This is a genomic window from Candidatus Protofrankia californiensis, assembly GCF_900634765.1.
In the GTDB taxonomy this organism is placed as follows: Bacteria; Actinomycetota; Actinomycetes; order Frankiales; family Frankiaceae; genus Protofrankia; species Protofrankia californiensis.
Genome location: NZ_CAAAFT010000108.1, coordinates 1 through 8,098, shown reverse-complemented (window position 1 = coordinate 8,098; position 8,098 = coordinate 1). Strand labels below are relative to the sequence as shown.

7 protein-coding genes are annotated in these 8,098 nt (G+C 68.0%); 5 read left to right on the top strand and 2 right to left on the bottom strand.

Going from position 1 to position 8,098, the window contains the following annotated elements:
* Window positions 1–454: 454 nt before the first annotated feature.
* On the bottom strand, window positions 455–1,123 hold the full coding sequence (locus DD1DGNOD_RS06525; protein ID WP_241255510.1) for a TetR/AcrR family transcriptional regulator: 669 nt from the start codon (window positions 1,121–1,123) through the stop codon (window positions 455–457).
* 174 nt (window positions 1,124–1,297) lie between these two features.
* Between DD1DGNOD_RS06525 and DD1DGNOD_RS06520 the strand changes: the two genes are divergently transcribed.
* From DD1DGNOD_RS06520 to DD1DGNOD_RS06505, 5 genes are all read left to right on the top strand, one after another.
* Window positions 1,298–3,571 carry an MMPL family transporter gene (locus tag DD1DGNOD_RS06520; RefSeq protein ID WP_131769667.1) on the top strand — a complete coding sequence of 758 codons (2,274 nt, stop codon included), beginning with the start codon at window positions 1,298–1,300 and terminating at the stop codon, window positions 3,569–3,571.
* Between the two features lie 176 nt (window positions 3,572–3,747).
* On the top strand, window positions 3,748–3,870 hold the full coding sequence (locus tag DD1DGNOD_RS30475) for a hypothetical protein (protein WP_283234662.1): 123 nt from the start codon (window positions 3,748–3,750) through the stop codon (window positions 3,868–3,870).
* The gene (locus DD1DGNOD_RS06515) at window positions 3,867–5,765 is read left to right on the top strand and encodes a DUF4012 domain-containing protein (protein WP_131769666.1); all 1,899 of its coding nucleotides are present in this window, start codon (window positions 3,867–3,869) and stop codon (window positions 5,763–5,765) included. The genes DD1DGNOD_RS30475 and DD1DGNOD_RS06515 overlap by 4 nt, the downstream gene beginning before the upstream one ends.
* 100 nt (window positions 5,766–5,865) lie before the next feature.
* On the top strand, window positions 5,866–6,264 hold the full coding sequence (locus DD1DGNOD_RS06510; RefSeq protein ID WP_131765695.1) for a hypothetical protein: 399 nt from the start codon (window positions 5,866–5,868) through the stop codon (window positions 6,262–6,264).
* A 116-nt stretch (window positions 6,265–6,380) separates the two neighbouring features.
* On the top strand, window positions 6,381–7,052 hold the full coding sequence (locus tag DD1DGNOD_RS06505) for a hypothetical protein (protein WP_131765694.1): 672 nt from the start codon (window positions 6,381–6,383) through the stop codon (window positions 7,050–7,052).
* Here the strand turns inward: DD1DGNOD_RS06505 and DD1DGNOD_RS06500 are convergent.
* Window positions 7,049–7,738, bottom strand: a complete 690-nt coding sequence (locus DD1DGNOD_RS06500) for a hypothetical protein (RefSeq protein ID WP_131769665.1) — start codon at window positions 7,736–7,738, stop codon at window positions 7,049–7,051. The genes DD1DGNOD_RS06505 and DD1DGNOD_RS06500 overlap by 4 nt on opposite strands.
* Window positions 7,739–8,098: the final 360 nt, after the last annotated feature.

The following is an 8,098-nucleotide window of genomic DNA, read 5'->3' as shown; positions in this document are numbered from 1 at the left end:
GGCCCGCCCCGACCGCGGCCGGGTCACCGACGGCCGCGTCACCAGCGGTCACTGCGGGCCCGCCAGCCGGACCCTCCACCGGCGGCGGCCGGACGGGTGCGGTCAGCAGCTGCGGGACGCACAGCCAGGCGGCGCCCCCGACAGCCACCACCAAGGTCACCGCCGAAAGCACGTAACGTGATCGGACCATCATCAGGAGAATACCCGACCACCCCATGACCGTTACTCAACGCTATTGTCCCAGATGGCCAAAGGCAGCGCGATCATGTTTTTCTCGCGCTGCCGGCGGCCTGGGCCCCCAGGCCGGCAGACAACCAAAGGCAGCGCGATCATTTTCCTTCCGCGCACGGGGTTGCTGCCGGATCGGCCATGCCGGTCCGGGGCCTGAAGCCCATGGGTCACTGCACGGAAAGGCAACGATCAGACGTCCGGGAGGAGCCCCGGCGCCGAAGATCTATCCGGCGGACCCGAGGGCGTCGAGAGCAGCTTCGACGACCTCGCGCCGGACGTCCTCCGGAACGAGCGGCTGGTCGGCGTCGACGCCACCCGCGCCGGGTTCGGCAGTGCGGGCAGTGCGGGCAGTGCCGGCGGGGTCGGCGCCGGCGCGTGCCAGCGCTCGCCGCTCCAGCGCGGTACCGAGGATGCCCGCCTGCACGCAGCCGACCGCACATCGGGCGCGCAGGATCCGTAACGGAGTGGGTTCAGGTCCTGCCAGTGCGGTCACGATGGCGTCCTGGTGCGAGGCGATGTCACCCTTGCCGATCTGCCGGTGGATCACCGACGGGTCGTTGACGAAGGCGAACAGCACCGCACCCGGCCCGGCCATCGCCTCGACCAGACCCTCGATGATCGACCGAGCCGATGCCGGTGGATCAACGCGCGAGAGATCCCTCACATGGCCGAACGCCTCTACGAACGGCTGTACCGCCGCGTCCAGAATCATGTCCTTGGACGCGAAGTGGTAGTAGAGAGCGGCTTTCGTCATACCGAGCCGCTCCGCAATGTCACGGATAGATGTCCCCGCGTAGCCCCGTTCGTTGAACAGCTGTACGGCGACAGCAAGGATCCGGTCACGCGTATCCGCAGCGTGAGCACGCGACGCGCGGTCGGACATCGTCGCCATGCACCCCTCTCACCGGGAGGTCCGTAGCGAAAACCTATACCCATCCTGACAATATCCTCTTCTACTGACCGGTCGGTAGACTACCCCGATCGACCGATCGTCCAGAGCGCCCGGGGACACCGGCGTTCTGCGCTGACCCTGACCCGTCCATCGGCCCAGACCGGGGGGAAACCCGTGGCATCGCTCGCGCGTTGGTGCTTCCGTCACCGCTGGATCGTCCTACTGTTGTGGTTCGCGGCCCTGCTCGGCTTCGGGACGGCTGCATACGCTGCCGGCACGGACTACAAGAACAACTTCTCACTTCCCGGAACCGAGTCCCAGCAGGCGATCGACCTGCTCAAACGGGAGTTTCCCGCCGCCGCCGGAGAGACCGCCAGCATCGTGCTGCACGCCCGCACGGGGACCCTCTACAACCCGCTGCTCGAAGCCGAGGCCGTCCCGATGCTCGAGCGGGTCGCGGGCCTGGCACACGTGGTCGCGGTGGCCAGCCCGTACGACCCGGCGGGTGCCGGCCAGTTCACCAGGGACGGCCGGACGGCCTTCGCCACGGTCGCACTGGACGACCAGGCGGTCGACATACCCCGCGCCGATCTCAAAGCGATCATCGACACCGCCCGCGCGGCCGACGGCGGGGCGCTGCAGGTCGAGATGAACGGGAGCGCGGTCTCCATTGTCGAACAGCCGCAACAGAACACCAGCGAACTGCTCGGGGTCGTGGCCGCCGCGATCATCCTGTTCATCGCGTTCGGAACCCTGCTGGCGATGACGTTGCCCTTGGTGGCGGCAGTCATCGCACTCGGTGTCGGCATGGCCGGCATCGGCCTGGTGTCTCACGTGATGGCCATCGCCCAGTTCGGGCCGACACTGGCGACCCTCATCGGCCTGGGCGTGGGTATCGACTACGCACTGTTCATCGTCAACCGGCACCGTATCGGCCTGCGGGCAGGCAAGACGCCCGAGGAGGCGGCCGTCACCGCCATCAACACCTCCGGGCGGGCCGTCCTGTTCGCCGGGCTCACCGTCTGCATCGCGCTGCTGGGCATGTACGCGCTCGGCGTCACCTTCCTCTACGGTGTCGCGGTCTCCGCGGCCCTTACGGTGTCGCTGACCATGGCCACCGCGGTCACGCTGCTCCCGGCGCTGCTGAGCTTCTATGGGATGAAGGTGCTCGGCCGGGCCGAGCGGGTGAAGCTCGCCCACATGGGTCCCGAGCCCGAGCACCCGTCCGGCTTCTGGTGGCGTTCGGCGCGCCGGATCGAAAGACGCCCCGTGGCCTACGCGGCGCTGTCGGCCGCGCTGATTCTGATCACCGCGCTGCCGTTCTTCTCATTGCGGCTCGGCACCGCCGACGAGGGCAACGGATCGCAGTCCAAGACGTCCCGGCGCGCCTACGATCTTCTGGTCGGTGGGTTCGGACCCGGGTTCAACGGCCCGTTCAGCCTTGTCGCCGAGATCCACTCCCCCGCTGACATCGAAGCCCTGGACACGGTGGTCACCGAACTGCGCACCGAGCCGGGGATCGCCTTCGTCGCACCGGTACAGCCGAGCCCGAACGGGCAGGCCGCGATCGTGGCGGTGTTCCCGACCACAAGCCCGCAGGACGCCCGGACCTCTGCGCTGCTCAAGCGGCTACGCGAAACGGTCATCCCCCGAGCGACCCAGGATACCGCCCTGGACATCAAGGTCGGCGGTGTGACCGCGACCTACCAGGACTTCTCCGACGTCCTGACCGGCAAGCTCCCGCTGTTCATGGGTGTGGTCGTGGCGCTGGCCTTCCTCCTGCTCATGGCGGTGTTCCGCAGCGTCGTCGTACCGCTGACCGCATCGGTGATGAACCTGCTGGCGGTCGGCTCGGCGTTCGGGGTGATCGTCGTGATCTTCCAGTGGGGGTGGCTCGCGGGCCTCATCGGGGTCAAGGGCGGTCCGATCGAACCCTTCCTGCCCGTGATGCTGTTCGCCATCCTCTTCGGTCTGTCCATGGACTACGAGGTGTTCCTGGTCAGCCGGATCCACGAGGAATGGCTGGTGCGCCGGGACAACCGGATCGCGGTCTCCCTCGGTCAGGCCGAGACCGGTCGCGTGATCACCGCCGCAGGCGCGATCATGACATTGGTCTTCGCGTCCTTCGTCCTCGGGGACGACCGTGTGATCAAACTGTTCGGTCTCGGGCTCGCGATGGCCGTTCTGATCGACGCGTTCGTCGTCCGCGCGCTGTTGGTGCCTGCACTCATGCACCTGTTCGGGAAGGCGAACTGGTGGCTGCCGTCATGGCTGGACCGGATACTCCCGAGGGTCTCGGTGGAGGCGGCCGAGGAGATCGAGGAGATCCGCAACACCCCCGTGCCCGCCGAGGTCATCACGCCCGCGGACGAGGAGAACGGCGCCCGCGACCAGGCGAGCGCGTCCACGCACACCCCGCCGACCCGACGAGCTGACAACCACGCGTAACCATCCGTAGCCACACGTAATCAGCCGTAGAAGCTGACGGACACGCGCAGGGGCCGACAGGTGCACAAGCAACACGGGTGACAGCAGCACCAGCGACACCACGCAGAGCAGCCAACATACGTGATGCGTATCTGTACATCCACCATCCGCAGTTATTACGCTGTGGATCCATGAAGATGCGGAAGGTTGCCAAAGGGCGGGAGTTCCAGCCCTCGACGGCGGCGGCCACGGCCGCCGCCGGGCTGACGCGGTTGCCGCGGTTGCCGCGGTTGGAGCGGTTGGAGCTGCGCCAGCAGTGACCGTGCATCCGACCCAGGCTGCAGATGCCAACCAGCCCCCGCCACCGGGCCGGTTCCGGCGACTGTCAAGGCGGGCGCGGTTGCCGGTGCTCGGCGTCACCGTGTCCGTGCTGCTCCTGGCCCTGGCGGTGTCGTGGATCGCGGTACGTGGTCTGCTCGCGCGGTCGCACCTGCGGACGGCCCAGAACGAGATCGTCGCTCTGGATCGCGCGCTGCGGGGCAGCGACCGGCTGTCCGGCGCTGCGCTCCGGAGCCGAATCGGCATGATCAGCGCAGAGACCGCGGTCGCCCGGAAACTGACCGGCGACCCGCTGTGGGCACTCCTCGACCACGTCCCGACGATCGGATGCCCCAGCCGGTCCGTCCGGTCCATGGTGACCGCAGTGGACCGGCTGGTTGCGGACTCGCGTACCCTGCTGGACCCCAAGGGATCAGTTCTCGATCTGGACTCCCTCCGCAGCGGTACCACCATCGACGTCGACCGGATCGCGACCGCACGCCCGGCAGCCGACACCACGCACAACGCGATCACGCAGTTCCGCCGGCAGCTTGAGTCGACGTCGAGCTGCGGGGCGATCGGAGACGGCATCGGCCTCGCCGACGCTCGCGACACGGGCATGCAGTACGCCGAACGGCTCGAGCGGGCCGCCGCAACGCTGGATCTGGCGACCCGGCTGGTGCCGCCGATGATGGGTGCCGACGGACCCCGCCGCTACCTGCTGGTCGTCCAGAACCCGGCCGAGTCACGAGCCACCGGGGGAATCATCGGGGCCTTCGGCCTGCTGACCGTCACCGACGGCAGGATCGAACTCGCCGACATCTCCGGCAACGGCCGGCTGCCCGGCGGGCCGACCCAGCGTGGGCCGGCCACGCAACTTCCACCCGAGCTCGAAAGCATGTACGCGGCCGCGGAGCCGACCCGAGTCTGGGCCAACGCCAACCTCACCCCGCACTACCCGACCGTCGGCAGCTTTTACACGGCGCTCTATCAGGCTGGCACGGGTGTGCACGTCGACGGGACGGTCAGCATCGATCCGACGACGCTGGCCTACCTGCTTGCCGCAACACGCCCAGCGGTCCTGCCGGACGGGCGGATCGTGCCGGCGGGAAGGCTTGTCGAGCTCGTGGAATCGCAGGTGTACGCCGAGATTGCCAACGCCTCAGGACGGGACGACTTCTTCGCCACCGTGGGGCGGGCCGTCTACGACGCCGTCGCGTCCGGCACGGGAAACACCTCGGCGCTGCTGTCCGCGCTGGGGCGGGCCGCCTCCGAAGGGCGCCTGCTGGTGTCCAGCAACCATCCGGCCGAGCAGAAAATCCTTGAGACGACCGCGCTGGGCGGCGCGCTCCCCGAGTCTGATGGTCCCTACCTGGCAGTGGTGACGCAGAATGCCGCGGCCAGCAAACTCGACTACTGGATGCGGCGCAGCACCGACTACCACAGTGTCCGGCGTCCCGACGGCTCCGCGGACGTGACGATCACGATACGGATCACGAACGCCGCGCCGGCCGGTCTGGGTGACTACGTCCGTAATCGAAGCGACCAACCTGCTCCTGGACAGCCTGGTTCCGGGCAGAGCGCCCCGCCGAAAGGTAATCCGGACGCGCAGAACCTGCTGTCGCTGGCGGTGTACACCGGTGCGGGCAGTGGGCTGCAGGCAGCTACCTTGGACGGTCTTCCCGTCGGCATGCGCCGGGACGTCGAGCGTGGCCATCCGGTGCTTTCGACACCCCTGCCGGTGAACCGTGGGCAGACCCGCACGCTGGTGTTGCGGCTCTGGGAACCGGTGGCCAGGCCGACCCTGCTCTTCCGGCCGCAACCACTGGTCGTCCCCGAAGCCTTCACCGCGTCAGGCGTACGTTCCGTCGCTCCCTGGTCACGGAATCCCGAATGACACGCCCAACACTGTAGACACGTAAAGTAACGATCTATAAGCTTACAGTGTTCATGTTCAGGCCGCTTATACCAGAAGGCCCGACAGTGGGAGTACATTCATGAGATTCCGTCGATTCGGAGCGGCGTTGCTCGCCGGCTGTCTGCTGGCACTCGGCGTGACATCGGCCTCTCCGGCCCTTGCCGGCTCCTATTCATCGCCCTATCCACCGCCCTTCCGGTGCACCGGCTTCTTCGACAGAGGCACGGCGGCGCCGAACCCGGTCGTGGCCAGCGCCTCCTTCACCTTCAGCGGCTGCGGCTACGCACCCAACTCGACCGTCCAGATCTACAGCAACTTCCAGTACTACGGGAGCGCGACCACGGACGGCAGCGGCACCTTCCTGGCCACGCTGCAGGCCCCGGCCACGCGCGGAGTGCTCAGGCTCACCGCCGTCGGCCAGCGTCCCAACGGACAGCTTCGGGTCACCGTGGCGATCGTCCGGGTTCGCACCAGCTGATGACGGTGTTCGGCCCGCGATCGGAGCGCCAGCCAGGCGGTCACCCGATCGCGGGCCGAACCTGTCCCGGCATCGCGGCAGGACTGTCCCGACATCGCGGCAGGAAGAGCGCCTCCATGAACTTCCGTGTAGCTGCCGTCGCCCTGCTTGTCGGCGGCGGGCTGGCCCTCGGCACGACACTGGAATCACCGGCCACCGCCCAGGAGCTGCAGGAGCGACTTCCTGGTTGCAGCGGTCCGATCAGTTTCGGCTCGGTCACCCCCGAACATGTCCCAGCGGGTGGATCGGTGGTCTTCAGTAGCTGCGGCTTTGCGCCGGGTGGCGCGGTCACCATCGACGTCAACGGTGTGCGTACCCAGACCGTGACCGCGGACGGCACGGGTAACTTCGCAATCCGGCTGACCCTGCCCACCCAGGGGGACCACTACCTGACCGGCACCGGAGCACCGAAGAACGCTGTCGAGACGGCACCGGCACCCGGCGGGCATGCCGGGAGCGGCATCGAGGCCCACAGCGCCGACGCCGATGCCGGGGAGCGCAAGGTCATCGGCATGGTCTGGGTGGATGCTTCCGATACTGGAAACGCCGCGTCCACCGGGAACAGCCGATCCGCGGAGGGAGCAGGTGGAAGGGAAACCGGCGGGGGAACGGACGGCGGTCTGCCGGTTTCCGGCACCCAGGCCGGTGTTATTGCCGCAGTCGCCGTGGTCCTGATCGGCGGCGGCGTGTTCTTCCGCACATTCCGCCGCCGTCCTCGGGATAGGGAACTACCCAGGGACGCGTCCTAAACCTGCCCCGGGTCGGGAGTCAGCAGCTCAAGATCGTCCGCAGTCACAAGACCGGCAGCGATCACCCATTCGCCGAGCCGGACGATGTAGTCGGGCAGTCGCCGCGACGCCGGCCCCGGCTCGTCACGCAGCAGCCCGGGTATCCCCTGCCCGGCAAGGTTGCTGCGGACCGTCGCAAGTCGTGATCGGACGTAGTTGTCGTCGCGGTTGACCCGACGGGCGATCTCGCGATAAGTGGCGAACGGTGCATGGTTGTCACCAGTGCGCAGACGAGGTTCACACAAAGCCACCAATAGCAGGCGCTCGGTCTGGGTGAGCCGGACGGAGATCTGCATCGTGTCCTGCTCGCGGTGAACCTGCAACCGGCGATGGTGGACAACGCCGATCTGGTGGCGCTCACCATCGGTCCCGACAGCGACGATGTGAAACTCGGCCAGACCGGCGGACAGCGCCGTGCCCGGCGACACGATGTGATGGGTGTCGCCACCGACGGTCAGTAGGAGCAGTGGATGCCGACCGGTGTTGCTGATGACGATCGCGCCTTCGCTTTCGGCCAGTGTCCCGGCCCGGCGGGAGACAAGCAGATCCTGCGGGTCAGCACCGAACGGGATGTCACATCCGGCCCGGCCGAAGGTCAGCCGCCGACCCGCTCCGAGATCCCATCTCCGCCCGCCCGCAACGATCATCGCGACGACCGCCGGTGTTGCCGTATGCGGTATCCCTCGTGGGACCATGCGCCTTCGCCGCCCCTTTCATGCCGACCCGATGAGCCTAACTACGAAAAGACCCGCTGGCTGTCATGTCCGAATCACCTCCTGGCGGTTGATCCGGACAGATCACCGGGGACGCCCCGCCCTTCCCGACAGTGATCCCAACGGCCGGGGCCTCCCGGGCCTCCAGGGGAGCACCCCTGCTCCGGTGCGGGGGCGCTCTGTTCGGGCGCCCGCGGACCCGACAGGATCTGTTCTGCGCCCACCGGCAGGACACCACAGGATGCCGGGGCGTACCTCGGCTGGGGGGCCGAGGTACGCCCCGGCATCCTGTGG

Bases quoted from the DNA above. Each gene is read 5' to 3' on its own strand.
- DD1DGNOD_RS06525 (WP_241255510.1), bottom strand. From the start codon at position 1,123: ATGGCGACGATGTCCGACCGCGCGTCGCGTGCTCACGCTGCGGATACG.
- DD1DGNOD_RS30475 (WP_283234662.1), top strand. From the start codon at position 3,748: ATGCGGAAGGTTGCCAAAGGGCGGGAGTTCCAGCCCTCGACGGCGGCG.
- DD1DGNOD_RS06510 (WP_131765695.1), top strand. From the start codon at position 5,866: ATGAGATTCCGTCGATTCGGAGCGGCGTTGCTCGCCGGCTGTCTGCTG.
- DD1DGNOD_RS06505 (WP_131765694.1), top strand. From the start codon at position 6,381: ATGAACTTCCGTGTAGCTGCCGTCGCCCTGCTTGTCGGCGGCGGGCTG.
- DD1DGNOD_RS06500 (WP_131769665.1), bottom strand. From the start codon at position 7,738: ATGATCGTTGCGGGCGGGCGGAGATGGGATCTCGGAGCGGGTCGGCGG.